Origin of the sequence: Lactobacillus equicursoris DSM 19284 = JCM 14600 = CIP 110162 (assembly GCF_001434815.1) — a bacterium.
Lineage (GTDB): Bacteria > Bacillota > Bacilli > Lactobacillales > Lactobacillaceae > Lactobacillus > Lactobacillus equicursoris.
The window spans coordinates 1-25,113 of the sequence record NZ_AZDU01000001.1 but is presented as its reverse complement, the minus strand read 5'-3'; the positions used below and the strand labels follow the sequence as shown (position 1 = coordinate 25,113).

At 46.9% G+C, this 25,113-nt stretch carries 26 protein-coding genes and 2 tRNA genes; 24 read left to right on the top strand and 4 right to left on the bottom strand.

Annotated features, from left to right (window positions below):
• The first annotated feature begins 2 nt into the window (after positions 1-2).
• On the top strand, positions 3-1,532 hold the full coding sequence (locus FC20_RS00140) for a sensor histidine kinase (RefSeq protein WP_008460806.1): 1,530 nt from the start codon (positions 3-5) through the stop codon (positions 1,530-1,532).
• 91 nt (positions 1,533-1,623) lie between these two features.
• On the opposite strand, the gene FC20_RS00135 is transcribed toward FC20_RS00140, so the two are convergent.
• Entirely contained in the window at positions 1,624-3,837 is a 2,214-nt protein-coding gene (locus FC20_RS00135; protein ID WP_008460804.1) for an LTA synthase family protein, read from the bottom strand.
• Between the two features lie 147 nt (positions 3,838-3,984).
• On the opposite strand from FC20_RS00135, the gene FC20_RS00130 reads away from it, so the two are divergent.
• The 3 genes from FC20_RS00130 (at position 3,985) to FC20_RS00120 (ending at position 7,774) form a co-directional block, all read left to right on the top strand.
• Positions 3,985-4,563, top strand: coding sequence for a VanZ family protein (locus tag FC20_RS00130; protein ID WP_008460802.1), 579 nt, complete (start codon positions 3,985-3,987; stop codon positions 4,561-4,563).
• Positions 4,564-4,623: 60 nt separating this feature from the next.
• Entirely contained in the window at positions 4,624-5,964 is a 1,341-nt protein-coding gene (locus FC20_RS00125; RefSeq protein WP_008460800.1) for a glucose-6-phosphate isomerase, read from the top strand.
• 205 nt (positions 5,965-6,169) lie between these two features.
• Positions 6,170-7,774 (top strand): peptide ABC transporter substrate-binding protein, encoded by a 1,605-nt coding sequence (locus FC20_RS00120; RefSeq protein WP_008460799.1) that lies wholly within the window; start codon positions 6,170-6,172, stop codon positions 7,772-7,774.
• A gap of 74 nt (positions 7,775-7,848) precedes the next feature.
• Here FC20_RS00120 and FC20_RS00115 read toward each other — a convergent pair.
• Positions 7,849-7,921 (bottom strand) — tRNA-Gln (locus FC20_RS00115).
• A 6-nt stretch (positions 7,922-7,927) separates the two neighbouring features.
• Positions 7,928-7,999, bottom strand: a tRNA-Glu gene (locus FC20_RS00110).
• Positions 8,000-8,172: 173 nt separating this feature from the next.
• On the opposite strand from FC20_RS00110, the gene FC20_RS00105 reads away from it, so the two are divergent.
• Together FC20_RS00105 and FC20_RS00100 are read left to right on the top strand one after the other, a co-directional pair.
• Positions 8,173-9,177 carry a serine hydrolase domain-containing protein gene (locus tag FC20_RS00105; protein WP_008462297.1) on the top strand — a complete coding sequence of 335 codons (1,005 nt, stop codon included), beginning with the start codon at positions 8,173-8,175 and terminating at the stop codon, positions 9,175-9,177.
• A gap of 26 nt (positions 9,178-9,203) precedes the next feature.
• Entirely contained in the window at positions 9,204-9,482 is a 279-nt protein-coding gene (locus tag FC20_RS00100) for a hypothetical protein (RefSeq protein WP_008462299.1), read from the top strand.
• A gap of 87 nt (positions 9,483-9,569) precedes the next feature.
• Here FC20_RS00100 and FC20_RS00095 read toward each other — a convergent pair whose 3' ends face one another.
• Entirely contained in the window at positions 9,570-10,922 is a 1,353-nt protein-coding gene (locus FC20_RS00095) for a Mur ligase family protein (protein WP_056945272.1), read from the bottom strand.
• 140 nt (positions 10,923-11,062) lie between these two features.
• On the opposite strand from FC20_RS00095, the gene FC20_RS00090 reads away from it, so the two are divergent.
• The 18 genes from FC20_RS00090 (at position 11,063) to FC20_RS00005 (ending at position 25,045) form a co-directional block, all read left to right on the top strand.
• Positions 11,063-11,665: a thymidine kinase gene (locus FC20_RS00090; protein ID WP_056945271.1), complete on the top strand. Its 603-nt coding sequence runs from the start codon at positions 11,063-11,065 to the stop codon at positions 11,663-11,665.
• A 61-nt stretch (positions 11,666-11,726) separates the two neighbouring features.
• A complete protein-coding gene (prfA, locus tag FC20_RS00085; protein ID WP_008462308.1) occupies positions 11,727-12,812 on the top strand; it encodes a peptide chain release factor 1 in 1,086 nt (361 codons plus the stop codon).
• Positions 12,805-13,647 carry a peptide chain release factor N(5)-glutamine methyltransferase gene (gene prmC / locus FC20_RS00080; protein ID WP_008462309.1) on the top strand — a complete coding sequence of 281 codons (843 nt, stop codon included), beginning with the start codon at positions 12,805-12,807 and terminating at the stop codon, positions 13,645-13,647. Before prfA ends, prmC begins: the two co-directional genes overlap by 8 nt.
• Complete coding sequence (locus FC20_RS00075; protein WP_008462311.1) at positions 13,647-14,642, top strand: L-threonylcarbamoyladenylate synthase; 996 nt, start codon at positions 13,647-13,649, stop codon at positions 14,640-14,642. Before prmC ends, FC20_RS00075 begins: the two co-directional genes overlap by 1 nt.
• A gap of 88 nt (positions 14,643-14,730) precedes the next feature.
• The gene (gene upp / locus FC20_RS00070) at positions 14,731-15,360 is read left to right on the top strand and encodes a uracil phosphoribosyltransferase (RefSeq protein WP_008462313.1); all 630 of its coding nucleotides are present in this window, start codon (positions 14,731-14,733) and stop codon (positions 15,358-15,360) included.
• 107 nt (positions 15,361-15,467) lie between these two features.
• Positions 15,468-16,181, top strand: a complete 714-nt coding sequence (gene atpB / locus FC20_RS00065) for a F0F1 ATP synthase subunit A (RefSeq protein ID WP_008462314.1) — start codon at positions 15,468-15,470, stop codon at positions 16,179-16,181.
• Positions 16,182-16,211: 30 nt separating this feature from the next.
• Positions 16,212-16,427 (top strand): F0F1 ATP synthase subunit C, encoded by a 216-nt coding sequence (gene atpE, locus FC20_RS00060; protein ID WP_035173763.1) that lies wholly within the window; start codon positions 16,212-16,214, stop codon positions 16,425-16,427.
• Positions 16,428-16,482: 55 nt separating this feature from the next.
• Positions 16,483-16,989 (top strand): F0F1 ATP synthase subunit B, encoded by a 507-nt coding sequence (gene atpF, locus FC20_RS00055; RefSeq protein WP_008462318.1) that lies wholly within the window; start codon positions 16,483-16,485, stop codon positions 16,987-16,989.
• The gene (gene atpH / locus FC20_RS00050) at positions 16,989-17,531 is read left to right on the top strand and encodes an ATP synthase F1 subunit delta (RefSeq protein ID WP_008462320.1); all 543 of its coding nucleotides are present in this window, start codon (positions 16,989-16,991) and stop codon (positions 17,529-17,531) included. Before atpF ends, atpH begins: the two co-directional genes overlap by 1 nt.
• A gap of 21 nt (positions 17,532-17,552) precedes the next feature.
• Complete coding sequence (atpA, locus tag FC20_RS00045) at positions 17,553-19,064, top strand: F0F1 ATP synthase subunit alpha (protein WP_008462321.1); 1,512 nt, start codon at positions 17,553-17,555, stop codon at positions 19,062-19,064.
• Between the two features lie 10 nt (positions 19,065-19,074).
• Complete coding sequence (locus FC20_RS00040) at positions 19,075-20,037, top strand: F0F1 ATP synthase subunit gamma (RefSeq protein WP_008462323.1); 963 nt, start codon at positions 19,075-19,077, stop codon at positions 20,035-20,037.
• Positions 20,038-20,056: 19 nt separating this feature from the next.
• Positions 20,057-21,496 (top strand): F0F1 ATP synthase subunit beta, encoded by a 1,440-nt coding sequence (gene atpD / locus FC20_RS00035; RefSeq protein WP_008462325.1) that lies wholly within the window; start codon positions 20,057-20,059, stop codon positions 21,494-21,496.
• A gap of 11 nt (positions 21,497-21,507) precedes the next feature.
• A complete protein-coding gene (locus FC20_RS00030) occupies positions 21,508-21,948 on the top strand; it encodes a F0F1 ATP synthase subunit epsilon (protein WP_035173761.1) in 441 nt (146 codons plus the stop codon).
• Between the two features lie 45 nt (positions 21,949-21,993).
• Positions 21,994-22,224 (top strand): DUF1146 family protein, encoded by a 231-nt coding sequence (locus FC20_RS00025; RefSeq protein WP_008462328.1) that lies wholly within the window; start codon positions 21,994-21,996, stop codon positions 22,222-22,224.
• Positions 22,225-22,310: 86 nt separating this feature from the next.
• Entirely contained in the window at positions 22,311-23,300 is a 990-nt protein-coding gene (mreB, locus tag FC20_RS00020; RefSeq protein WP_008462330.1) for a rod shape-determining protein, read from the top strand.
• Positions 23,301-23,302: 2 nt separating this feature from the next.
• On the top strand, positions 23,303-23,590 hold the full coding sequence (gene yidD, locus FC20_RS09910) for a membrane protein insertion efficiency factor YidD (RefSeq protein ID WP_081586779.1): 288 nt from the start codon (positions 23,303-23,305) through the stop codon (positions 23,588-23,590).
• Between the two features lie 12 nt (positions 23,591-23,602).
• A complete protein-coding gene (locus FC20_RS00010) occupies positions 23,603-23,830 on the top strand; it encodes a DUF2969 domain-containing protein (RefSeq protein WP_008462331.1) in 228 nt (75 codons plus the stop codon).
• 24 nt (positions 23,831-23,854) lie between these two features.
• Complete coding sequence (locus FC20_RS00005; protein ID WP_008462333.1) at positions 23,855-25,045, top strand: FtsW/RodA/SpoVE family cell cycle protein; 1,191 nt, start codon at positions 23,855-23,857, stop codon at positions 25,043-25,045.
• Positions 25,046-25,113: the final 68 nt, after the last annotated feature.

Below are 25,113 nucleotides of genomic sequence, written 5' to 3'. Positions count from 1 at the left end.
GCATGAAACTGATTTATCAGCATATTTTGAGCTTTTTGGTGGTCATTTTAACCGCCGTGATGATTATTGGTTTTTCCACGATTAATTATCAAAAAGAGCAGGCCTACCAAAGCAACTATGTCCGCCTTGAAGGCTATGCCACCAACATCTCTAAGCTGAAGTTTTACGGGCAAAAGAATGCTACTAAAAGCCAGCAGGAAGAGTCTTTCTTGGGGCAGCTAACCTTTGTCCTCCACGATGAAAACCTGAAGATTTTTATCATGGACCAAAAGTTGCAGACAACCTATCCTTTAGGCGGCTACGACATTTTGAAACCTTCTGCTAAGAAGCTCTTAAAAAAGGGCCAGGTTGTCCGGATTAAAGACGACCATAGTGAAGGGCAAAAAGCCCTAGCCCCTAAGATCAAGGGTCGGGTCAAGCGGTCTGACCCTGGCAAGCGGAGCAGTCGCCTCTTTACGGCTGAAAGCTATACCTGGGTGATCGTGCCGCAGATGAAGAGCACTAGCTCGGGCGAGAAGCTGGTTGGCGCCATTATGATTGGCTCTCGGGTCAAAGACGTTATGGTTACTGTTCAGCAGGTCAAGGCCAACATCATCAAGGCCTCGGCCATCACCTTTGTGGTCAGCTTGATTTTGAGCTTTGTGATCGCCTTTTACCAGACCTCCCGGATTAAGAAGCTGTCCATTGCGGCCCGCCAGGTTAAAAATGGTGACCTTGACGTCCATGTTGCCCACAAGCGCGGAGATGAAATCGATGATCTGGCAGAGAACTTTAACGAAATGGTGGTCTCCCTGAAAAAGTCTAACGAAGAAGTTAAGGCTCAGGAAAAGCGGCGAGACCAATTCATGCAGGATGTAGCACACGAGATGCGGACGCCGCTGACCACCATTAACGGCCTTTTGGAAGGGATGCAGTATAATGCCATTCCAGAAGAAGCGATCCCGCAGTCGGTTGACCTCATGTCTCGGGAAGCCAAGCGCTTGATCCGCTTGGTTAACGAAAACCTGGACTATGAGCGGATCAGAAGCGGCAAGAACCAGTTGATCAAGACCAAGTTCAATGCCCATAACATCCTGTCTGACGTCCAACAGCAGCTGAAGCAAAACGCAGCCAAAAATGGCGACAAGATCGTCTTGGATACGCCAGATGAGGTGATGGTCTATGCTGACCAAGACCGGCTGAAGCAAATGCTAGTCAACTTAACCCAAAACGCCATCCAATTTACCAATAACGGGACGATCACGGTCAAGGGCCGGCGCTTCCAGCACGGGACGATTTTCAGCGTTCAGGATACTGGGATTGGGATGAACGAGGAGCAAAAGAAGTACATCTTTGAGCGTTTCTACAAGGCTGATCCAGCCAGAGCCCGCTATGGCGGCACCGGCGAATCTGGCCTGGGCTTGTCCATCGTTTTGTCACTGGTGCGTCAGCACGGGGGCAAGATCAAGGTGGAATCAGAGCCAAATGTAGGCTCAACCTTCACCATCATCCTGTATGACCAGGGCTATGAGCAAAAATACGAAGACGAATAAAAATATCTCGGTAATTACCGAGATGTTTTTTGTTGGCCTTTTTGGCTAATATTATTTCTTATTGCTTTTTGTTGCTTATTATTGCTTGTTACTACTCTTTTTTGCGTGAACTAGCTGAACTAGAGCTGGCTGAACTTGCCGATGAGCTGCTTGATCCTGAACTAGAGGAAGTTGAAGTATTTAAGACGCTCTCAGGCACCTTGGTAATCTCACTTTCTCGGTCAACCAGTTCACTGGCGTTAGTCTTATAGAGCTTGGTGGTTGAGCCTTTTTGACTGTAAAGGGCAGTAGACTTGTTGCCCAAGCTGGCGATCATGTCCATCATCTGCTGGTAGTTATTGCTATAGTCAAAAGTTGGCGTCACCGGCGTAAAGCCTTTTGGCGTGTAGTAACGAAGCAGGTTCTTGTTGTTCAGGCTGTTTGACAGGGCAAGGGATTGCTTGGCGTAAACAGAAATTTTCTTGATAGCGGCCTTTTGCTTTTGAGTAAAGCTAGTTAAGGCTTTGCCAGTCTTTGAGTCGTAGACATTGCCCTTCGTAGTTTTGCCACCGATCAGGGTGTAAGTCGGAGTAATTACGGTGCCATTTCTAAAGACGACAATCTGCTTGTGCGCGCTAGACAGAATGTCGGTCCCAAATTGGACGTACTGACTCGTATTAATCCCTAAGAGGTGGAGGAGAGTCGGCAACACGTCGATTTCCCCAGCTAGGGTGTCTTTGATGCCGCCTTTTAAGTTAGAGGCGTGAATCATAAACGGTACCTTCTGCATCTGGGCCGTATTGAAGCTGGACCAGTCGTCTGGGTCCTTGCCAATTAGCGGTGCCAGGGTCGTATATTCATCGTTTGAGAGACCGTAGTGGTCGCCGTAGATGACGATCATGGAGTTCTTGTAAAGGCCAGACTTTTTCAAGTAGGCAAAAAATTCGTTTAAAGATTGGTCCAGGTAGTGGGCTGTTTGGAAGTAATTGTTGATCGTCTTGTCAGAGCTGTTGCTGGTCTTAAAGTCTGGATCCTGGTCTTCTTCGTCCAGCTCAAAGGGGGTGTGGTTGGTAACGGTAATATATTTGACGTAAAAAGGCTGCTGCATCTTTTCTAGATACTTGATGCTTTCACTGAAGAGCAGCTTATCCTTTAAGCCGTAGCCGGCGCTGTCGCTATCGTCTTGACTAAAGTAGTTTTGGTCAAAGAAGTAGTTGTAGCCCATGTTCTTGTAGACGTCATTTCGGTTCCAAAAACTCCCCACATTGCCGTGGAAGACGGCAGAGGTGTAGCCACCGTTGTTTCGCAAGATTTGCGGAGCCGCCTGGAAGGTGTTGGTGGAGCCAAGAGAAGTAAAGAGGGAACCATCGGAAATGCCGTAGGTGCTGGTTTCCAGCATGTTTTCGGCATCACTGGTCCGTCCCAGGCCCACTTGGTGGTAGAAGTTGCTGTATGAGAGGGTGTGCTTGTTTTTATACAGGGAATTCAGGAATGGCGTGACTTCTTTACCGTTGATTTTCAAATTGATCAAAAATTGCTGGAAACTTTCCAGGTGGATGACGATTACGTTTTTGCCTTTTTCTTTGCCAAAATAAGTAGAATTTGGTTTGGCATAATTCTTTTGAACAAAGTCGAGGATCTTGTTCAATTCGCTGCTAGTCGCGTTTTTAGTCACGGTCGTGCTGGATTCATTCTTGATCCCGTCGTAGGCAGTAAAAGCGTCAATGCCAAGGTACTTGACCACGTAGGTCCGGTCGAAGGTGTTTTTTAGTAGGCGAGGCCGGCTGCACTCAGCCAGCATCAAGTTGAGGCCAAGGACAAAAAAGCCCAAGGAAGTATTGGCAAAAGCCCGCGAGAAGCCATAGGATTTTTGGTCAATCTTAATGACCTTGAAGATCAACAAGAAAATTATGATGATAATATCTGCCCAGAGCAGGATATCGCTGGGGGCCAAAAGGGCAGCGCTGGACTTACCTAGCCCTTGCGAAACCTTGCTGAAGTTACTCATGGTCTTGAAGGTGATAAAGTCGGAAAGTTGCCGGTAGTTTAGGACATTGGCAAAAAGAAGCCCGGTATTGGCAATGTCGATTGCCAGCATGGCGATATAAGAAACTAGGGGCTTTGAGAAGTAAAAGCCGAGACTAAGCAAGATAATGCTGAAGCCAAAGGGACTGATCCACATGATGATGTGCTGCAAGGGATCTGCTAAGCCTAGATTAAAATCAAAATAAGCGACAAAAAGGTACTTGAGCCAGTAAGTCAGGACCAGGAGGGTCAAGAAGCCGGTTCTAGTTTGAATTTTGCCGAGAAAGTTGTTCTTTTTCAAAATTATTTCTCCTTGTATTCTGTCTTAATTTTACTGGTTGGCGGAAAAATAGACAAATATTTCTTAAGAGTTATCCCTTTCTTAAAAAACTCCCTGTCAAAAACTTGTATAATTGACTTCAGACTTTAAAAGATTGGCTTGGTGCAGATGTTATTTTTAGGACCCTTATACAGCTTTTTGGCAAGCCGGTACGCGACCAGTATCAATCACTTTGCCCTGGTGCGGCTTTGTTGGCTCTTGCTGATCCGGAAAAGAAGATCGGTTCAATCAGAATTTGGCGTTTGGCTCTTTGCCTTTTACTTCATCTTGGTTTTGATGCTGACGACCTTCCGTTATACCTACTTCCCGTGGGAACTCAACTTCCACTGGGACCGGAGCCTAGACAATGTCAATTTTGTCTTTTTAAAAAATACCTGGAAGATGATTTATGCCCCAAGCAAGGTCGACTTTTACTATAATTCCCTGGGAAATATTTTGGCCTTTGTGCCTTTTGGTCTCCTGGTCCCCAACCTTTTGCGGCAAAAAGCCTGCTTTTGGCGGGTACTGATCAGCGGGATGCTAAGCTCAATTTCGATCGAAATTTTACAATTTTTACTTTTAACCGGAGTGAGCGATGTCGATGATGTCTTTTTTAACACTTGCGGTGTATTATTAGGGTATAGCCTTTACAAGCTAGTTCAAATTTGTGTAAAAAATCGCAAAAAGACTAGCAATGTAAGGGTATAAATGATACTATTATCTTGTGAATGATTTATTTAACATTTTCTAGTGAGGAAGCATAAATCAATGAATAGTGTAGTTAGTTTTGATAGTAGTAAGTTAACTCCTTTTGTTCACGACAACGAACTGAAGGAAATGCAAGCAATGGTTAACGCAGTTGACAAGGAACTCCGCGACGGCACTGGTGCCGGCAACGACTTCCGCGGCTGGTTAGACCTGCCAGTTGACTATGATAAGGACGAATTTGCCAGAATCAAGAAGGCAGCCAAGAAGATCCAAAGCGACTCAGACGTTTTGATCGGTATCGGTATCGGTGGCTCATACTTGGGTGCCCAAGCCGCTATTGAATTCTTGAACTCATCCTTCTACATGGCTGAAAAGAGTGACTATCCAAAGGTTGTCTTCTGCGGCAACTCTTTGTCAGGCACTTACTTGTCAGACTTGATCAACTGGCTGGGCGACAAGGACTTCTCCTTGAACATCATTTCTAAGTCAGGTACCACTACTGAACCATCAGTTGCCTTCCGCGTTTTAAAGGCTAAGCTGATTGAAAAGTACGGCAAGGAAGAAGCAGCTAAGCGTATCTACGCAACCACTGACCGCAAGAAGGGTGCCTTGAAGACTGAAGCCGACGCTGAAGGCTATGAAGAATTCGTAGTTCCAGATGACGTTGGTGGTCGTTTCAGCGTTTTGTCAGCTGTTGGTTTATTGCCAATCGCTGCTGCTGGCTGCGACATCGACGCTTTGATGCAAGGTGCTGCAGACGCCCGCGCTGCTTACACTGACGCCGACGTAACTAAGGACTCACCTTACCAATACGCAGCTTTGAGAAACATTCTCTACCGCAAGGGCTTCACTACTGAACTCCTTGAAAACTACGAACCAAGCATCAGAATGTTTGGTGAATGGTGGAAGCAATTGATGGGTGAATCAGAAGGCAAGGACCAAAAGGGCATCTACCCATCAAGTGCTAACTTCACCACTGACTTGCACTCACTTGGTCAATACATCCAAGAAGGTCGTCGCAACTTGATGGAAACTGTAGTCCGGGTTGCTGGCCCACGCGCTGACGTTGAAATCCCAAGTGACGAAAGCAACTTGGACCAATTGAACTTCTTGTCAGGCAAGACCATGAACTACGTAAACGACCGTGCTTACGAAGGCGTTGTCTTGGCCCACACTGACGGTGGCGTTCCAGTAATGACTGTGAACATTGCCGACCAAACTGAACACACTTTGGGCTACTTGATCTACTGGTTCGAATTGTCAGTAGCAATCTCCGGCTACTTGAACGGGATCAACCCATTCAACCAACCAGGCGTTGAAGCTTACAAGCGCAACATGTTTGGTTTACTGAACAAGCCAGGCTACGAAGACTTGCACGACGAATTGGCAAGCCGCCTGTAATCAAGCGAAAAGATTAACATCTTAGCAATGAAAAGAGCAAAGCAAATGCTTTGCTCTTTTTCTTTTTGGTCAAAAATCTTTACTTTTTACTTACTTTTTCGCTCTTGAAATAAAAATGTAAAAGTATAACATAGAATGTAAGGGGATACAGCAAATAATCCCTTATGGATTGTGATTGTAAAATGATGAAAAAGGAGTGAAAAAGATGAAGCGGAAGAAGTTTTGGCAAGCTGGGGCAGTGCTATTAGCAGCGACGGCCTTGACAGCTTGTGGCAGTTCAAAGAAGAGCAGCTCCAGCAAGCAGGATTTGAGCTGGTCGGTAGCTGGGGAAATCACTACGATGGACCCCTCCAAGGCAACTGATGTCGTCAGCTTTACTCAAATGGTCAACACCATGGAAGGCTTGTACCGGAGCAGCAAGAATGGGCAAACGCCAGGCCTGGCTACCAGTGCAACAGTTTCTAAAGATGGCTTGACTTATACCTTTAATTTGCGTAAATCCACTTGGAGCGACGGCAGCCCGGTGACGGCGAAGGACTTTGTCTATTCTTGGAGCAGAACCGTTAACCCCAAGACCGAGTCAGAATATGCCTACCTCTTTTCCGGGATCAAGAATGCCGACAGCATTCAAAACGGCAAAAAGCCGGTTTCTAGCCTCGGTATCAAGGCTGTGGGCAAGTATCAGCTGGTCGTCACTCTAGAGAAGAGAATGGCCTATTTTAAGGACCTGATGGCCTTCCCAGTCTTCTTCCCGCAACAAGAAAAAGCGGTCAAGAAGTACGGCGATAAGTACGGGACGGCATCCAAGTATATGGCTTACAACGGGCCATTTGTTCAAAAGGGCTGGACCGGCTCTAATTTATCTTGGAAGCTGGAGAAAAACAGCAAGTATTGGGACAAGTCCAGCGTCAAGTTGAACCAGATCAGCTACTCGGTTAACAAGACCCCATCAACGGCTTACAACCTCTATGAATCAAACAAGCTGGACGGCTTTGGCCTAGACTCCAATCTGACCAAGCAGTTTAAGGGTAAGTCCGCCTACCATAGCCTAGCAAATGGCGGGACCTACTATCTGGAATTAAACGAAAAGAACCAAAACCTGGCTAACGCCAATATCCGGAAGGCGATTTCTCTGTCTATCAACCGCAAGAACCTGACCAGCATCTTAGGCGGCAACAACCTGCCAGCCAACACCTACACGGCCAAGGACTTGACCAAGGTGAACGGCGAGGACTACACGAGCATGATTGATGCAAGTGCTAAGAAGATGGCGACCTACAATCCTAGTCTGGCTAAGAAGTACTGGAAGAAGGGGCTGGCTGAACTGGGCAAGAGCTCACTCACTTTAAACCTCTTGACCAGTGACACGGACTCAGCCAAGAAGACCGGGGAAGCTCTCCAAAGTATGCTGGAAAGCAACTTGTCAGGCCTCAAACTAACGGTTACCAGCGTGCCATTTAAGACTAGACTGGCTCGCCGGGAAAACGGCAACTTCCAGCTCTGTGGGTCTGATTGGATAGCGGACTTTGGCGACCCAATTTCCTTCTTGGAATTGCTGACCAGTGCCAACGCTTCTAACTATGGCTCTTGGAAGAACAGTGAATACGACCGCTTGATCAAGGCTTCAAAGGCCACCAATGATCAAAACGAGCGGATGAAGGACATGAGCCAGGCTGAAAGCATCATGCTAAAGGACTGCGGCGTGGTACCAGTCTACTACGAAGACGATGCATGGATGATTCGGCCAAACGTTAAGGGATGGCTCTGCACCCGGGCTGACTGGGACTTCAAGAATGCCTACATCAAATAGCTGAGTCCTTAACAAAAAAGTCTAGAAGATAACAAAAAAGCGAAGCTTGATTACAAGCTTCGCTTTTATCTTTATTGCGATGTCCGGGCTCGAACCGGAACATTATGGATTCAGAGTCCACTGCCTTACCAATTTGGCTACATCGCAGTAAAATCACCCGTACGAGAATTGAACTCATGACTCCACCTTGAGAGGGTAGCGTCTTAACCACTTGACCAACGGGCGAAGTTCAGTGTTCATCACCGACGTTTATTATTATGCTTTTTTTAGAAAAGAAAGTCAAGTTATCAGGCAGAAAAAAGCAAAAGTTTTTTCAAGATGGTGAAAAAAGTGATAAAGATTTGCGCCAATAGCTTATAATAGATCATAGTTTTATCTTTCGCATAAAGGAGGCAAGGATGATTTATTTTCCCAAAACCCAGACCCTGATTGAGGCGCTAGCCTCAGAGCGGATCGTGCCTGGCGTCAACTATGCCTTCTTAAAGGGTCAGCAGGTCTTTGCGTCTACGGTGGGCTTTGCCAGCATCTATCCCCAAATCACCCAGCTCAGCCCCTTTGCCTACTATGATTTGGCCAGCTGCACCAAGGTGCTAGCAACGACGCCGTTAGTTTTGCAAGAAGTCGAAGCGGGGCGGATGGCCTTTTCCGATCCCTTGCAAAAGTTTATTCCTGAATTTCAGGATCGCCGGGTAGAGATTCGCCACCTACTCACCCATACTTCTGGCATCAAGGGCTGGATCCCCAACCGGGACCGATTGTCAGGGGAAGAGCTGGCCTCTGCCATTATCTCCTTGCCGGTGACCAGCGAGTTTAACCGGGTCGTCCGCTATGCCGATACCAACTTCGTCTTGCTGGGCCTAGCTCTAGAGCGGCTGACTGGCCAGCCCGTCCAAGAATTAGCCATGGAGCGGGTGATTCAGCCAATGGGATTGACGGAAACCACTTTTGACCCGCCCAAGGCTGAATGCGTGCCGACAGAACTCGCTCATGGGCAGGTCTTGCAAGGAATTGTCCATGACCCCAAGGCCCAGCAGCTGGGCAAGCGCTGCGGGTCAGCGGGACTTTTTTCCGTAATGGAAGACTTGGTCAAGCTGGGCCAGGGCTATATGGGCGTTAGAGATTTGCCTTTTTTAAACAAGCAAAGCGTAAAAGACCTCTACCAGGTCAAGACGCCAGCTGGGTTAAAGGAGCGGTCTTGGGGCTGGAACCTCATTTTTGATCCTGAAAAAAACTACCCTTTGATCTACCACACCGGCTATACCGGCACCTTGATCCTCTTTGACCGCGTCAAGCAGTCAGGGCTGATCTTGCTGACCAACCGGGTTCACCCTACCCGGCACAACCAGGCCTTTTTGACCATGCGGAGCCGGATCATTCACGCCTTTTTGGCAGAAAATAAGTAGAAAACCATACACCAAAGGAGATTTTCGTGAAAAAAACAAAGAAGCTGAGCAAGAAGCAGATTAGCTACATCATTCTGGCCGTTTACGGTATTTTGATCATTATTCTTGGCCGCTTTAACAGTCGGATGCAGCCGTATTATGCCTTAACAGTAATTGCCGCTCTATTGATCGCTGTGATCGAAATGGCCTTGAGCCTAATTTTTAAGAACAAGGTCAAAGAAGCCCGGACCTACCGGACGGTTGCCCAGGCAGCTTTACTTGTGGCGATTGTGACCTTGATTGCAGTAATGACGACAGCTATTTAGTAACTAATTTAGCAACTTGCTAAAGGCAAAAGAAAAAGCTAGATCAATGATCTAGCTTTTTCTATGGGTTTAAAATATGGGGATTTATTAGTTGATTCGCCGCTTCAAGACGCCCTTGTCGGTAAAGATTTGCCGCAAGTGGAGCATGGCCGTGTAGGTGGACAAAACGTAAACCTTCTTAGTCTCAGCCTTGGTAAAGGCATCTGGCAACTGATCAAAGTCGGCTTCCACCGTCATGATTGCTGGATCAAAGCCGGCAACCTTCAAGCGGAAGTCCATATCCTTGTGCCGCTCGCCGCCGACAATGATTTGCTTGATTTTTTCCTTTTCCAGGCTTTCAAAGTCCCCGTCCCAGATCCAGCTGGTGTCGATCCCATCGGCGTGGTGGGCGTTTAAGAGGGCAGCCAGGGTGTATGGCTCTTCTTCGGTATTGAGCAGGCTCAAAACTTCGTTTAAGCCGACTGGGTTTTTTACCAAGATAATGTTGATTTCCTTGCCTTGGTAGTTGATCAGTTCCTGCCGGCCAAAAATTCGCTTGTTTTTGGCAAAGGCTTGGGCAATTTCTTCCCCGGAAACGTCAAATTCCCGGGCACAGGCAAAGGCCGCTAAGGCATTGTAGATGTTGTAGGTCCCGCCGATGTTGATGGCGAAGTCTTGTCCATCAATGGTAAAGGCAATCTTGCTTGGCGTTTGCTCGCTGATTTTTTCCAGCTTGTAGGTCAATTCTGGCCGCTTGTAGCCGCAGTTGGGGCAGAAGAAGTCGCCCAAGTTGGCATAAGAGATGGCGTGGTAGTGGAGGATATGGTTGCACTTTGGGCATAAGACTCCATCGGTGTTGACGCCAGCCTTTAAGTCATTTTGCGGCTTGTCCTTCTCGGTTTCAAAGCCAAAGTAGACTTTTGGATTTGGCAGGTCAACGGAAGAGAAGATGCTGGCATCGCCATTGGCAATGACGGTGGCTTCTGGAGCCAATTTAATCCCGTTTACGATCTTTTCGTAAGTGGTGTAGATTTCCCCATACCGGTCCATCTGGTCTCTAAAAATGTTGGTCAAGACGAAGGCCTTGGGGTGAACCAATTGCGTGACTGCCTTAACGTTGGCTTCGTCGACTTCCAAAACCGCAATCTTTCTTTGGCCCTTTTGGCTGTGGGCTAAAAAGGCGGTGACGATCCCTTGGGCCATGTTGGAACCGGACGGGTTGGTCAGGATGTCGCCGTATTTTTCTTTCAGGGTTTGGGTGATCAAGGCCGTGGTCATGGTCTTGCCGTTGGTCCCTGTCACGATAATGGTTTCGTAGTTTTGGCCCAGGTCTTCTAAGACTTCAGGGTCAATTTTCATTGCCAGCTTGCCTGGAAAACTGGTGCCGCCCTTTAAGACGTTATGCAAAAACCAGTATGAAGACTTGCCGGCAAAAGTTGCAATGCTTGATTTGATACTCATGATTTACTTCCTATTCTTGCATTTTGGCTAAAGTAAATCTTACCATATAGAGAATTTTTTAGTGGATAAAATGCGAAGCTTTTAAACTTTTGAAAAATACTGCTATACTTATTTAGCAGAACAAATTAAAGGTGGGAACTATGGCACAGTTTTTCTTTGAATATGGAGCAATGGGCAGCGGCAAGACGATTGAAATCTTGAAGGTTGCCCACAACTATGAATTGCAAGGTCGCAAGGTGGTTTTGATGACCAGCAGCCTAGACGACCGGTCCGGCGCCGGCGTTGTGGCTTCGAGAATTGGTCTGAGCCGTCAGGCCCAGCCAATTGCTCCTGACCAGGACCTTTTTGCATATATTTCTAAGCTCAACCAGCAAGAGCAAGAGGCAGATGGCTATCCGCTGGCTGCGGTTTTGATCGATGAAGCCCAATTTTTAAAAAAAGAGCAGGTTATCGAATGTGCTAAGATTGTTGATGAGCTGCACATTCCGGTAATGGCTTTTGGCCTGAAAAATGACTTTCAAAACCATCTTTTTGAAGGCAGCGAGTATTTGCTCTTATATGCTGATAAAATAGAGGAGATGAAGACCATCTGCCACTTCTGCGGGCATAAGGCAATTATGGCCTTGCGCTATAAGGATGGGCGGCCGGTTTATGAAGGCGAGCAGGTGCAGATTGGCGGCGATGAGGCTTACTACCCAGTTTGCCGCTTCCACTATTTCCACCCTGGACAGGCCAGAGACTAAGTAAATACAGGTAAAAAGTAAAACAAGATAACTATCAAACAAAGATTGGAAGGTTGACTAAATGGACAATGTAATGGCTCAGCTTGAGAGCTTGGAAGTACGCTATGAAGAAATTCAAGAAATGATGGCGGACCCGGAAGTAATTGCTGATACCAAGCGGTACATGGAAATTACCAAAGAAGAAGCCGAAATGCGCGAAGTCGTGCAAAAGTTCCGCAAGTACAAGGCTGACAAGGAAGAAATTGCCGGCAACAAAGAAATTATTGCTGACGGTTCAGATGCTGAATTAGTCGAAATGGCTAAGATGGAAAATTCTGAACTGGAAGACGAAGTCGTTAAGCTGGAAGACGAAATCAAGATCTTGATGCTGCCTAAGGACCCTAACGATGATAAAGACATTATCATGGAAATCCGCGGAGCAGCCGGCGGGGATGAAGCTTCCCTGTTTGCCGGGGATCTGCTCCGGATGTATGAAAAGTATGCTGAAACCCAGGGGTGGAACGTGTCTATCGTCGACAGCGAACAAACCGAAGTGGGCGGCTACAAGCGCGTTGCCATCATGATCACGGGCAACAAGGTTTACTCTAAGCTGAAGTACGAAAACGGTGCTCACCGGGTGCAAAGAATCCCAGTAACCGAATCAGCTGGCCGGGTTCACACTTCTACGGCGACCGTTGCCGTCATGCCAGAATATGAACAAGTGGACATCGACCTGGATCCAAAAGATATCAGAGTTGACGTTTACCGTTCATCTGGTGCCGGTGGTCAGCACATCAACAAGACTTCCTCAGCCGTTAGAATGACCCACCTCCCAACTGGGATCGTGGTTGCCATGCAGGATCAGCGGTCCCAGCAGCAAAACCGGGCCAAGGCTATGGAAATCTTGAAGTCTAGAGTATATGATTACTATGAAAGCCAAAACCGGGACAGTTATGACGCTAAGAGAAAGAGCGCAGTTGGTACCGGTGACCGGTCTGAAAGAATCAGAACCTACAACTACCCACAAAATCGGGTAACCGACCACCGGATTGGCCTGACTTTGAACAAGCTGGACCGGATCATGAACGGAGAACTGGACGAAATCATCGATGCTTTGACGGTTTACTACCAAACCAAGCAATTAGAGGAGCTGGCTGAAAATGCCTAAAACTTTGAAAGAAATGCGGATTCTGGCGAGCGAAACCGCTGAAGAAGCTCGCCCAGAAGATATTGACTATGTGATCGCAGAACGTCTTGCTTTAACCCCTAGCGAATACGAGTTAAAGCAAGACCTAGTCTTAACTGACGACCAGGTCAAGCAAATCAGCCGCGATATGAAAAAGCTGGCTAAGGGCGTGTCTCCCCAATACATCTTGGGCTACGCCTGGTTTTTGGGCTACAAGCTGCTGGTTGACCGCGGCGTCCTCATTCCGCGCTTTGAAACCGAAGAACTGGTTGAATGGGCGCTGGACAATTTGCGCGATGGCGATACAGTCTTAGACCTAGGAACGGGTTCTGGCTGCATTACCGTGGCCTTGGCCAAAGAAGCTGAAGCCAAGGGCATTAAGGATCTTCACTTTTATGCGAGCGATATTAAGGACAAGCCGCTCTTGATCAGCGAAGAAAACTTTTTGACCTACGGTTTAAACGTAACTACCAGAAAGGCTAACGTATTATTGGGCCTTGGCAAGTTTGACTTGATCATCTCCAATCCGCCTTACATTAAGCCAAGCGAAAAAGGCGTAATGGACAAAAATGTCTTGGCTAATGAGCCAGAAGAAGCCCTGTTTGGCGGCGAAGATGGGTTAGACTTTTACCGGAAATTTGCCAAAGAAGTGCGGGACCACTTAAATTCAGGTGGCCGTTTCTTCATGGAATTCGGCTTTAGCGAAGAAGCGGAATTAAAGGCCTTGTTTGCCAAAGAACTGCCTGATTTTGAGGTAGAATTCAGAAAAGACATGGCTGGCAAGCCAAGAATGCTGTTTGGGAAGTGGACGAAATAATGGAAACCAAGATTTTTAAGCGCGATGAGCTGGATGAAGCAGCGGAGCTCTTGCGGCAAGGGGAACTAGTTGCTTTTCCTACCGAAACCGTCTATGGCTTAGGGGCAATCGCTACTCGCGATGATTCTGTCAAAAAGGTTTACGCAGCCAAGGGCCGGCCAAGCGACAACCCTTTGATCGTGACCGTGGCTGATGCAGAAATGATGCGGCCATATGCTAAAGAAGTGCCTGAAAGAGCCGAAAAACTGATCAAGCACTTTTGGCCAGGTCCCTTGACTATCCTGCTCTTTGCTAAAGAAGGCGCCTTGCCAAGTTCCGTTACTGGGGGCCTCAAAACCGTTGCCTTCCGCTGCCCAGATGACCAATTGACCCATGACCTGATTAAAAAGCTCGGTTATCCGATCGTTGGGCCATCGGCTAATACGTCGACCAAGCCAAGTCCAACCAGCGCTGAGCACGTTTACCATGACTTAAAGGGCAAGATCGCCGGGATCGTGGACGGGGGGCAAACCAGTTTTGGCTTAGAGTCCACCATTGTCGACTTGTCAGTGGAACCAGCAGTTGTTTTGCGGCCGGGTAAGGTCACACCAGAAGAAATCAGCCAGGTTTTAGGCGAAAAAGTCCTAATCAACCGGGGCAAGGTTGCTGATAAGGACGTTCCTAAAGCTCCCGGTATGAAATACCGCCACTATGCCCCAAGTGCCCAAGTTTATGTGGTTGATCACTCTGAAAAGTTTTTGAAATTGGCGCTTGACCAAAAGAGCGGCGTTATGGCTACTAGCGATATTTTGGCTAAACTGACTATCCCAGAAGAAAATAAGTTTAGCTTGGGTGACAGCCTGCTTGAAGCCGATCATAACCTCTTTGCGGGGCTGCGCTACTTCGATGACATGAAGAATATTAATGCAATTTACGTTGAGGCTTTCAATGACGGCGAAGAAAGCTGGGCCTACATGAACCGACTGAACAAGGCCGCTGGCGGCAAACATATTTAAGATATTAAAGAGACGGAAATGGCTTTAAACCATTTCCGTTTTTTAATATAATAAGTGTGACATGGTATTTTTTTGAATGGAGGACTTTATGGGAAAGTTTACTGTGTTAAACCATCCATTGATCCAGCACAAGCTGACGATTATTCGCCGCAAGGAAACTGGGTCAAATGAATTTAGAAGAATTGTCGGTGAAATCGCAGGTCTGATGACTTATGAAATCACCCGTGATCTGCCACTCAAGGACGTTGAAATTGAAACGCCGATGGGCAAGACGGTTCAAAAGGAATTGGCCGGCAAGAAGCTGACAATCGTACCGATCCTGCGTGCCGGGATGGGGATGGTCAACGGGGTCTTGGAAATGATCCCATCTGCTAAGGTTGGCGTCGTGGGGATGTACCGCGATGAAGAATCCTTGCAGCCAGTTGAATACTTCTTCAAGGTTCCAAAGGACGTCACCGAAAGAGAATGCTTGATTGTTGACCCAATGCTGGCAACCGGTGGCTCAGCCAACCTGGCTATTTCCGCTTTGAAGAAGCGCGGCGTTAAGGACATCAAGCTGGCCGTTTTAGTGGCTGCCCCAGAAGGCGTTAAGGCTGTACAAGATGAAAACCCTGACGTTGACATCTATGCAGCTGCCCTTGATGAAAAGCTGCTGCCAAACGGCTATATCTTCCCAGGCTTGGGTGATGCCGGTGACCGGATCTTCGGTACGAAATAATTAAATTTGCCCTTTAAAGCGGTTGCATAAGTACCAAAAAGATTTTAAAGGTGTACAATTAATGTCGTGTTCGAAGAATTCAACACAAGAAGGGAGGTCACGAAGAATTGGAGAAATCACTTGTCTTCAATATTCACGGGTTGAATGTCGATATGGTTGGCATTATCGGCTCAACCTTGATGGCAATTGTGGTTTTTGTCATTTGTTACGCTCTTTCACGTAAAGTTGAAATGAAACCGAACAAGAAGCAAAACGTCCTTGAATATCTGATCGATTTTACCGATGGGATTGTTAAGGACAACGTCGAAGACCCAGACGCGCAAAAACATCTGTCTCTTTACGCATTCGTATTGTTCCTTTTCATCTTCTGCATGAATCAACTTGGGTTGTTCTTAGAAGTGAAAGTCGGTGACTATATGGTCATCAAATCACCAACTGCTGATCCAGTGACGACAATGTCGTTTGCGATGATGACCTTGCTCCTATCTTTTACCTTTGGGATTCAGAAGTTTGGCACGAAGGGCTACTTGCAGAATTATGCACGTCCAGTTGGCTTTTTGCTGCCTATCAACGTTATCGAAGAGTTTACTAACTTCTTAACGTTGTCACTGCGTCTTTACGGTAATATTTTTGCGGGCGAAGTTCTGCTGACCCTGATCGGGGGGCAGCTGGGACCAAGCATGGGGATTGTCACGAGAATCTTGGCAGCCCCACTCGCAATGATTTGGCAAGGTTTCTCTGTCTTCATTGGCTCTATCCAGGCGTATGTTTTTGTAACTTTGTCTATGGTTTACATTGGCAAGAAGGTTACGCAAGAATAATTTTTCGGAGGTTTTATTATGACTACAGGTTTGAAGGATTTAGCAGCTGCTCTTGTTGCTGGTATTGCTGCCTTAGCTGCTTCATGGGGTAACGGTAAGGTTATTTCCAAGACTATTGAAGGTATTGCTCGCCAACCAGAAAGCGCTGGTAACTTGAGATCAACCATGTTTATCGGTGTTGGTTTGATCGAAGCCGTTCCAATTTTGGCCATCGTTATCGCTTTCTTGATTTTGTTCCTGAAATAAAGTCTTTTTTAAAAAACTTTACTATCACTAATAAATTGAGAGAGAAGGATTGTCGATGGAATTTCAACCAGTATTCGCCGGCGCCGAAATCTCAATCGTTAATACCATTTGGTATTTAATTGTATTTGCAATTCTGCTGGTTGCCGTTAAGCACTACGCTTGGGGCCCAGTTAAGGACATGATGGAGAAGCGCCGCCAAAAAGTCATTGATGACTTGGATCAAGCAGCTAGCGACCGCAAGAAGTCTGAAACCTTGGCCAACGAACGGGAAGCTGCTTTGAAGAATTCAAGACAAGAAGCTACTCAAATTCTCTCCGATGCAAAAGACAATGCACAGAAGACTGGCAAGCAAATCGTGAGCGAAGCCAATGATGAGGCTTCTCAAATTCGCGAAAAGGCTAAGGCAGACGCCGTTCAAGCTAAGGCTGACGCCTTGCAAGAAGCTCGCGACCAAGTTGCTGATCTTTCTGTAACGATTGCGGAAAAGGTAATTGCTAAGAACTTATCTGCTGCTGATCAAAAGGAATTGGTTGATCAGTTTATTAAGGGGTTGAACGATTAATGGCCTTAAGTAGAGAAGAAATTGCAAGACGCTACGGAACTGCTATCTTTGATTTTGCTAAAGATCAAGACAAAACTGAGCTGATGTTTAAGGAACTGACCGAATTAAAGAAGGCCGTTCAAGCAGAGCCACGTTTTGTGCAGGTTCTCAGCAATCCTGTCATTAACAGCCAAGAAAAGAAAGATCTCTTAACGGCTGTTGAACAGGGCTTTTCTGCGGAGCTTCAAGAAGTGTTAAACTTCCTGCTTAGCTATGATCGTTTTGGAAACTTGCTTGACATTATTGACGAGTTTACCGACTTGTACAACAAGGTCAACCACATCGGAACGGGTATTGCTAAGACTGCAGTTAAGCTCGACAAAGATCAACTGCAGCGTCTTGCAGACAGCTATGCGAAGAAGTATGGCTTGCAAGAACTTCATCTTGAAAATGAAGTTGATCCAGAAATTATCGGCGGTGTGGTCTTGAAGGTTCAAGGCCGCGTAATCGATGGCTCAGTAAAGCATCGATTGGAAAAAATCCGCGCCGTTTTAACGAAGTAATATTATAAAGAGGTGAAACCATTGAGCATTAAAGCGGAAGAAATCAGCTCTTTAATCAAGCAACAACTTGAACACTACGACGATAAGCTGGACATTGATGAAGTCGGTGTCGTAACTTACGTCGGCGATGGTATCGCCCGCGCTCACGGCTTGAACAATGTCTTGTCCAGTGAGCTTTTGCAGTTTGACAATGGTTCTTACGGTATCGCCCAAAACTTGGAAGCTAATGACGTTGGTATCATTATCTTGGGTAAGTTTGACGACATCCGTGAAGGGGACCAAGTCAAGAGAACTGGCCGAATCATGGAAGTTCCAGTTGGGGACGCATTGATTGGTAGAGTTGTTAATCCACTAGGCCAACCCGTTGATGGCTTGGGCGAAATCAAGACTGATAAGACTCGCCCAATCGAGTCTAAGGCGCCAGGCGTTATGCAGCGTCAATCAGTTAACCAACCACTGCAAACTGGGATTAAGGCTATCGATGCGTTGGTTCCAATCGGTCGTGGTCAGCGTGAGTTGATCATTGGTGACCGTAAGACCGGTAAGACTAGTTTGGCAATTGACACCATTTTGAACCAAAAGGGTCAAAACGTCATTTGTATTTACGTTTCAATCGGTCAAAAGGAATCAACGGTTAGAGCTCAAGTTGAAACATTAAAGAAGCTTGGAGCAATGGATTATACCATTGTTGTTGAAGCCGGTCCATCAGAACCAGCGCCAATGCTGTACATTGCGCCATATTCTGGTACTGCGATGGGTGAAGAGTTTATGTACAACGGCAAGGACGTTTTGGTTGTCTTCGATGACTTGTCCAAGCAAGCCGTTGCCTACCGTGAATTGTCCTTGCTTTTGCGGCGTCCACCAGGCCGTGAAGCTTACCCAGGTGACGTCTTCTACCTGCACTCACGTCTGCTTGAACGCAGCGCAAAACTGAGCGCAGAACTTGGCGGCGGTTCTTTGACTGCCTTGCCATTCATTCAAACTGAAGCCGGGGACATTTCAGCTTATATCCCAACTAACGTGATTTCAATCACTGACGGACAGATCTTCTTGCAAAGTGACCTGTTCTTCTCAGGTACTCGGCCAGCCATTGACGCCGGTGCCTCAGTTTCTCGTGTTGGTGGGGCAGCCCAGATTCCAGCCATGAAGAAGGTTGCTGGTACCTTGCGTACGGACCTAGCTTCATACCGGGAACTTGAAAGCTTTGCTCAGTTCGGCAGCGATCTTGACCAAGCCACCCAGGCTCGTTTAGCCCGGGGCCGGCGGACCGTTGAAGTTTTGAAGCAGCCACTTCATAAGCCAATCCCTGTTGAAAAGCAGGTTGTCTTGCTTTACGCTTTGACTCACGGCTTTATGGATGCAGTGCCAGTTGCTGACATCGCTCGCTTTGAACAAGAACTGTATACTGACTTTGATGCCAACCATGCTGACTTGCTTGATACGATTAAGTCAACTGGTAAGTTGCCAGATGAGGATAAGCTAAAGGAAGCTCTTCAACAATTCGTTGATGGCTTTTCATCAAGTAACGAATAGGAGGTAGACTATGCCTGCATCTTTACTTGAATTGAAGAAGAGAATTGCTTCAGTTAAGCAAACAAGTAAAATCACGGAAGCCATGCACATGGTTTCCGCTGCTAAGCTGAATCAGACTGAAAAAAGAGACAAGGGCTACCAAGAATATAATCAGCTCCTGCACCAAACCGTTTCACGGCTGATGAGTGCCAGTGTCGTTAACCACCTGAACAAGGCAAACTATAAGCTGACCCAAGACAACATCGACAGCATCGATTACATCGATGTCTTCGGGATGGGGATTATTTCTGACATGATCAAGCCTCGTAAAGAGGTTCGTTCAGTCGGCTACTTGGTAGTAACTGGTGACAGGGGGCTTGTTGGTTCATACAACAGCTCTGTCATCAAGCAGATGATGAGCATCATTGAAGATGACAAGGTTCAAGGCCGCGAGTCTAAGATCTTGTCTATCGGCAGCGTAGGCTCCCAATTCTTTAAGAAGAACAATCTGAACGTGGTTTATGAAAAAAATGGCGTCTCAGACGTGCCAACTTTTAAAGAAACTCTGCCAATTGTCTCAACGGCAATTAAGATGTACCTTAACGGCGTCTATGATGAGCTGTACGTTTGCTACACTCACCACGTGAACTCTCTGTCATCTGCCTTCCGGGCTGAAAAGATGCTGCCAATCGTCGACTTAGACATTGGTACTGTTGAAGCCAAGGAAAGCAAGAAGATCGAGTTTGAAGTCGCTCCTGACATCGACAGCGTTTTAGCAACCTTGCTTCCGCAGTTTGCCCGTGCCGAAATCTACGGGGCAATCTTGGATGCCAAGACTGCAGAGCACGCAAGCTCAATGACGGCGATGAAGAGTGCTACTGACAACGCTAAGGATCTTGTTTCTAGTCTTAGCTTACAATTAAACCGTGCAAGACAAGCACAAATCACCACTGAATTGACTGAAATCGTTAGTGGTGCAAACGCACTTGAATAAAATTAAAGGAGGTAGAAGTTTGAGTCAAGGTGAAATCGTTCAAGTAATTGGACCAGTCGTTGACGTCAAGTTCCCAATTGACAAAGACCTGCCAGACATTAACAATGCCTTGAAGGTTATCAAGTCAGACACTGATTCAATTATCCTTGAAGTTACTCTTGAACTAGGCGATGGCGTTTTGCGCTGCATCGCAATGGAATCTACCGATGGGCTTCGCCGCGGGATGAAGGTCGAAGATACTGGTTCATCCATTTCTGTTCCAGTTGGTCCCGACACTTTAGGCCGCGTCTTCAACGTGTTGGGTCAACCAATCGATGGTGGTCCGGAATTTCCAGCTGACCACCCTCGGTCAGGGATCCACAAAGAAGCTCCTAAGTATGATGAATTAACTACTAGCCGGGAAATCCTGGAAACTGGGATTAAGGTTATTGACTTACTTGAACCATATCTTCGTGGTGGTAAGGTTGGTCTGTTCGGCGGTGCCGGTGTTGGTAAGACCACGATCATTCAGGAATTGATCCACAACATCGCCCAAGAACACAACGGTATTTCCGTCTTCACCGGTGTTGGTGAAAGAACGCGTGAAGGTAACGACCTTTACTTTGAAATGAAGGCATCTGGCGTTTTGTCCAAGACTGCCATGGTCTTTGGTCAGATGAACGAGCCACCTGGTGCCAGAATGCGGGTTGCCTTGACTGGCTTGACGATCGCTGAATACTTCAGAGACGTTGAAGGTCAAGACGTGTTGCTCTTTATCGACAACATCTTCCGTTTCACCCAGGCCGGTTCAGAAGTTTCAGCCTTGCTTGGCCGGATGCCAAGTGCCGTTGGTTATCAGCCAACTTTGGCGACTGAAATGGGGCAATTGCAAGAAAGAATCACTTCTACCAAGAAGGGTTCTATTACCTCCATTCAAGCTGTTTACGTTCCTGCCGATGACTACACCGACCCTGCTCCAGCGACGACTTTCGCTCACTTGGACGCAACGACTAACCTGGAACGTAGTTTGGTTGAACAGGGTATCTATCCAGCCGTTGACCCACTTGAATCTACTTCAAGTGCCTTGGACCCAGAAATCGTTGGTCAAGAACACTACGAAGTTGCTACTCGGGTACAGCACATCTTGCAACGTTACCACGAACTGCAAGACATCATCTCCGTTTTGGGTATGGACGAATTGTCTGACGAAGAAAAGCTGATTGTTGCTCGGGCTCGTAAGGTTCAATTCTTCTTGTCACAAAACTTCTTCGTTGCTGAAGTTTTCACTGGTGTGCCAGGCTCATACGTGCCAATTAAGGACACTGTAAAGGGCTTTAAGATGATCCTTGATGGTCACTTGGACGACCTGCCAGAAGATGCCTTCAGAGGCGTTGGCCCAATCGAAGACGTTGTTAAGAAGGCCCAACAAATGGGCGTTACCCCAAGCGATCCAGAAGCACAAGCCTTATTAGAAAAGTAGGGTGATGCATGATGGCAGAAGCAGAAAAACTGTTTAAGATTAAGATCGTTACTCCAAATGGTCTCATTTACAATCACCGTGGCAGCGCCGTCTTTATGCGGGCTATTGATGGTGACCGAGAGATTTTGTACAATCACTTGCCAATTTTGACGCCATTAACGATTGGTGAAGTTCGGGTTCAGCGCGGCGCGGATGTGGATCATAAAGTTGACCACATTGCCGTCAGCGGTGGGATTATCGAATTTGCCAATAACGAAGCAACGATTATTGCCGACAATGCAGAACGTGCACGTAACATTGACCTTAGCCGGGCAGAAGCCGCTAAGCAGCGTGCTGAGGCTCACATCAAGGAAGCTAAGGAAAAGCATGATGAGCAATCACTTGAACGTGCCCAAATTGCTTTGCGGCGTGCGGTAAACAGAATTCACGTTTACGATGCGCTACACAAATAAAGGGAAAAGAGCGGATTCAATCCGCTCTTTTTTGATGGTGAAAATATGAAACAACTTGGAATCCACGCGGTTATTAGCCTGATCATCTACTTTGTCTGCATTGCCTTGGCCTTTCAGGCGATCAAGGCGATCAGAATTGAAAAGCTGATCCGGAGCAATCGCGTCTTTGAATCACAGGTCTTTTTGCTTTTTTCCGCAATTGGCCTGGGCTATTTAGTAGCTCAATTTATCATTGCCTTGATCGATACCTCCATGCAGCTATCGAATTTATTTTAAAAGAATCGGTTAAACAATTGTAACATCCGCTATGTAGAGCCCTTTTATGGTACAATTAAAATTAATATGTTATGGAGGAAATTAACGTGTCAAAAGATATTGGTATTGATTTGGGTACCGCAAACGTTTTAATCAACGTTTCAGGTAAAGGCATTGTTATTGATGAGCCATCAGTGGTTGCGATTGATACTAACACCAACAAGGTGGTAGCAGTCGGTACTGATGCCTATGAAATGGTTGGCCGGACCCCCGGCAACATTCGCGTTATTCGGCCATTGAAAGACGGCGTGATCGCTGACTTTGACGTGACCGAAGAAATGCTGTCTTACTTTATTGAGAAGATCAATGTTAAAGGCTTCATGAGCAAGCTAAACATCCTGGTCTGCACCCCAACTGGCGTAACTTCAATTGAGCAAAAGGCGATCATTCAAGCAGCTGAAAAGTCCGGCGGCGGCAAGGTATACTTGGACTACGAGCCAAAGGTAGCAGCCGTTGGTGCGGGTCTTGACATCTTCAAGCCTCAAGGCAACATGGTAATTGACATCGGCGGTGGCACCACTGATATTGCGATTTTGTCAATGGGCGAAATCGTTACATCCAAGTCCTTGCGCTATGCTGGTGACAAGATGAACCAGGCGATCGTCAACTACATCAAGACGCACCACCAGCTCTTGATTGGGATGAGAACGGCAGAAGCCATCAAGATTGAAATTGGCGCTGCCACTGATCCAGATCCAGATGCCAGCATGAACGTGCGTGGCCGGGACACGATTGATGGCTTGCCAAAGCAAATCACTGTTTCTGCCAAGGAAGTTACCGAGGCCTTGCAAGACGGTTTGGAATCAATCATTACCGCAACCAAGCAAGTTTTGCAAGAAACGCCACCAGAATTGTCTGCCGACATTATTGACCGCGGCATCATGATCACCGGTGGTGGGGCCTTGCTGAAGAATATTGATAAGCTGATTGCCGAACGCTTGCAAGTACCAGTTTTGATCGCTGAGTCACCACTTGAATCAGTGGCCTTGGGTACTGGGATTTTGCTTCAGCACATTGAAAAGCACGAACAGCACTAATCATGCGCCACGTGCTGATTCTTCTGGTTCGCTTTTACCAGAAGGCGATTTCGCCTCTTTTCCCAGCTAGTTGTCGCTTCTACCCGACTTGTTCTAGCTACATGATTACCGCGTTGGAAAAGCACGGACTGATTTTGGGGCTGCTGATGGGGAGTGCCCGGATACTGCGTTGCAATCCTTTTAATCGGGGCGGCGTAGATCCAGTTCCGGATAAGTTTACGCTTTTGCGCAACCCCCACCCAGAAGAAGATGAGGATGAAATAATTGTTAGAAAATTTCACAGTCACTAACAAGGAGGGAATATGTCAAGAAAGCAAGAAAACATCGGCATTGAGGTTAATGAACTGACTGGGCGGAAGGTTCCGACCTGGGAAGTCGTTGTACCTAAGAAGTTCCAAATTGGCTTGATTGAACTGGTTGATGGCAAATACCGGGTAACCAGTAGCAAGTCAAACAGCGTCATGTATGCGAAAACGCTGGATGCAGGCATCAGTGACCTGCTGGCTTACTTCACTTTGCACGAAAAGTAAATCTAAATTAAGCAGTGATATTTAATGGCAAAAGTTCAAGAAGAAAGCAAATGGTATGACCGCATAGCCTGGGGAGTGATCATCCCAGTCGTTTTGCTGTCATTCGTCAGTTTTTACGCAATTTATAATGCATCCGTCAACGATTCCAGCTATGGAACGCCAACCAAAACGGTCGCGATGCAGATCGTTTGGTATGCCATCTCTTGGGTCATGGTTGCCTTTATCATGCGCTTTGATGCTGAGCAGATCTTTAAGCTGGCCCCTTACCTTTATGGGGCTGGGATCTTCTTATTGGTTGCGGTTTTGTTCCTTTATGACCGAACGACGGCAGCCAGCAGCGGGGCCAAGAGCTGGTTCGTGGTTGGACCGGTCAGCTTTCAGCCATCAGAAGTCATGAAGCCGGCCTTTATCCTACAACTGGCCCGGGTTGTGCGGGAGCACAATGAACGCTATGCCCACAATTTGCGCAACGACTGGCTGCTCATCGGCAAGGTTTTGGCCTGGTTCTTGCCAGTCGCCATCTTGCTGATGCTGCAGCCCGACTTTGGGACGACCCTGGTCTTTGTCGCGATTACCGCCGGGATTTTACTGGTTTCTGGGATTTCCTGGAAGATTATCATTCCAGTCTTCTTACTCCTGGTAATAGTTGGGGCCTGCGCAATTTTACTGGTCTTTACCAGCGAAGGGCAGACTATCTTGAAGCATTACTTTAAGACCTACCAGTTGGAAAGAATCAAGTCCTGGAGCGATCCGTCAAGCGACAACTCTGACAGTGCCTACCAGCTCTGGCAGAGCATGAAGGCGATCGGGTCTGGCCAGATTTTTGGCAATGGCCTGAACAATATCAAGGTCTATGTGCCAGTTCGAAATTCTGACATGATTTTCTCTGTAATCGGCGAAACCCTGGGCTTTGTCGGTGGGGTAGGACTGATTGGGATCTACTTAATCTTAATTATCCAGATGGTCAAGATTACCTTTTCAACCAGAAATGCCTTTTACTCTTATGTGTCCACAGGGATTATCATGATGATTTTGTTCCACGTATTTGAAAATATCGGCATGAGTATTGATTTACTGCCCCTTACGGGGGTACCCCTCCCATTTGTTTCACAAGGGGGGTCTGCCTTGATCGGGAACATGATCGGGATTGGTCTCATCATGTCCATGAAATGGCATAATAAGGACTACATGTTTAGTACTTCAGGCGACTTTTAAAGCCTGGTCAATAAATTAAAAAAGAAGTCATCCGTTTGGCAATGTCATTAAGTTAAGACATTGACTTT

Coding starts and splice junctions, on each gene's coding strand:
- FC20_RS00140 (WP_008460806.1), top strand. CDS start 3: ATGAAACTGATTTATCAGCATATTTTGAGCTTTTTGGTGGTCATTTTA.
- FC20_RS00130 (WP_008460802.1), top strand. CDS start 3,985: ATGTTATTTTTAGGACCCTTATACAGCTTTTTGGCAAGCCGGTACGCG.
- FC20_RS00125 (WP_008460800.1), top strand. CDS start 4,624: ATGAATAGTGTAGTTAGTTTTGATAGTAGTAAGTTAACTCCTTTTGTT.
- FC20_RS00120 (WP_008460799.1), top strand. CDS start 6,170: ATGAAGCGGAAGAAGTTTTGGCAAGCTGGGGCAGTGCTATTAGCAGCG.
- FC20_RS00105 (WP_008462297.1), top strand. CDS start 8,173: ATGATTTATTTTCCCAAAACCCAGACCCTGATTGAGGCGCTAGCCTCA.
- FC20_RS00095 (WP_056945272.1), bottom strand. CDS start 10,922: ATGAGTATCAAATCAAGCATTGCAACTTTTGCCGGCAAGTCTTCATAC.
- FC20_RS00090 (WP_056945271.1), top strand. CDS start 11,063: ATGGCACAGTTTTTCTTTGAATATGGAGCAATGGGCAGCGGCAAGACG.
- prfA (WP_008462308.1), top strand. CDS start 11,727: ATGGACAATGTAATGGCTCAGCTTGAGAGCTTGGAAGTACGCTATGAA.
- prmC (WP_008462309.1), top strand. CDS start 12,805: ATGCCTAAAACTTTGAAAGAAATGCGGATTCTGGCGAGCGAAACCGCT.
- FC20_RS00075 (WP_008462311.1), top strand. CDS start 13,647: ATGGAAACCAAGATTTTTAAGCGCGATGAGCTGGATGAAGCAGCGGAG.
- upp (WP_008462313.1), top strand. CDS start 14,731: ATGGGAAAGTTTACTGTGTTAAACCATCCATTGATCCAGCACAAGCTG.
- atpF (WP_008462318.1), top strand. CDS start 16,483: ATGGAATTTCAACCAGTATTCGCCGGCGCCGAAATCTCAATCGTTAAT.
- atpH (WP_008462320.1), top strand. CDS start 16,989: ATGGCCTTAAGTAGAGAAGAAATTGCAAGACGCTACGGAACTGCTATC.
- FC20_RS00040 (WP_008462323.1), top strand. CDS start 19,075: ATGCCTGCATCTTTACTTGAATTGAAGAAGAGAATTGCTTCAGTTAAG.
- FC20_RS00030 (WP_035173761.1), top strand. CDS start 21,508: ATGGCAGAAGCAGAAAAACTGTTTAAGATTAAGATCGTTACTCCAAAT.
- FC20_RS00025 (WP_008462328.1), top strand. CDS start 21,994: ATGAAACAACTTGGAATCCACGCGGTTATTAGCCTGATCATCTACTTT.
- yidD (WP_081586779.1), top strand. CDS start 23,303: ATGCGCCACGTGCTGATTCTTCTGGTTCGCTTTTACCAGAAGGCGATT.
- FC20_RS00010 (WP_008462331.1), top strand. CDS start 23,603: ATGTCAAGAAAGCAAGAAAACATCGGCATTGAGGTTAATGAACTGACT.
- FC20_RS00005 (WP_008462333.1), top strand. CDS start 23,855: ATGGCAAAAGTTCAAGAAGAAAGCAAATGGTATGACCGCATAGCCTGG.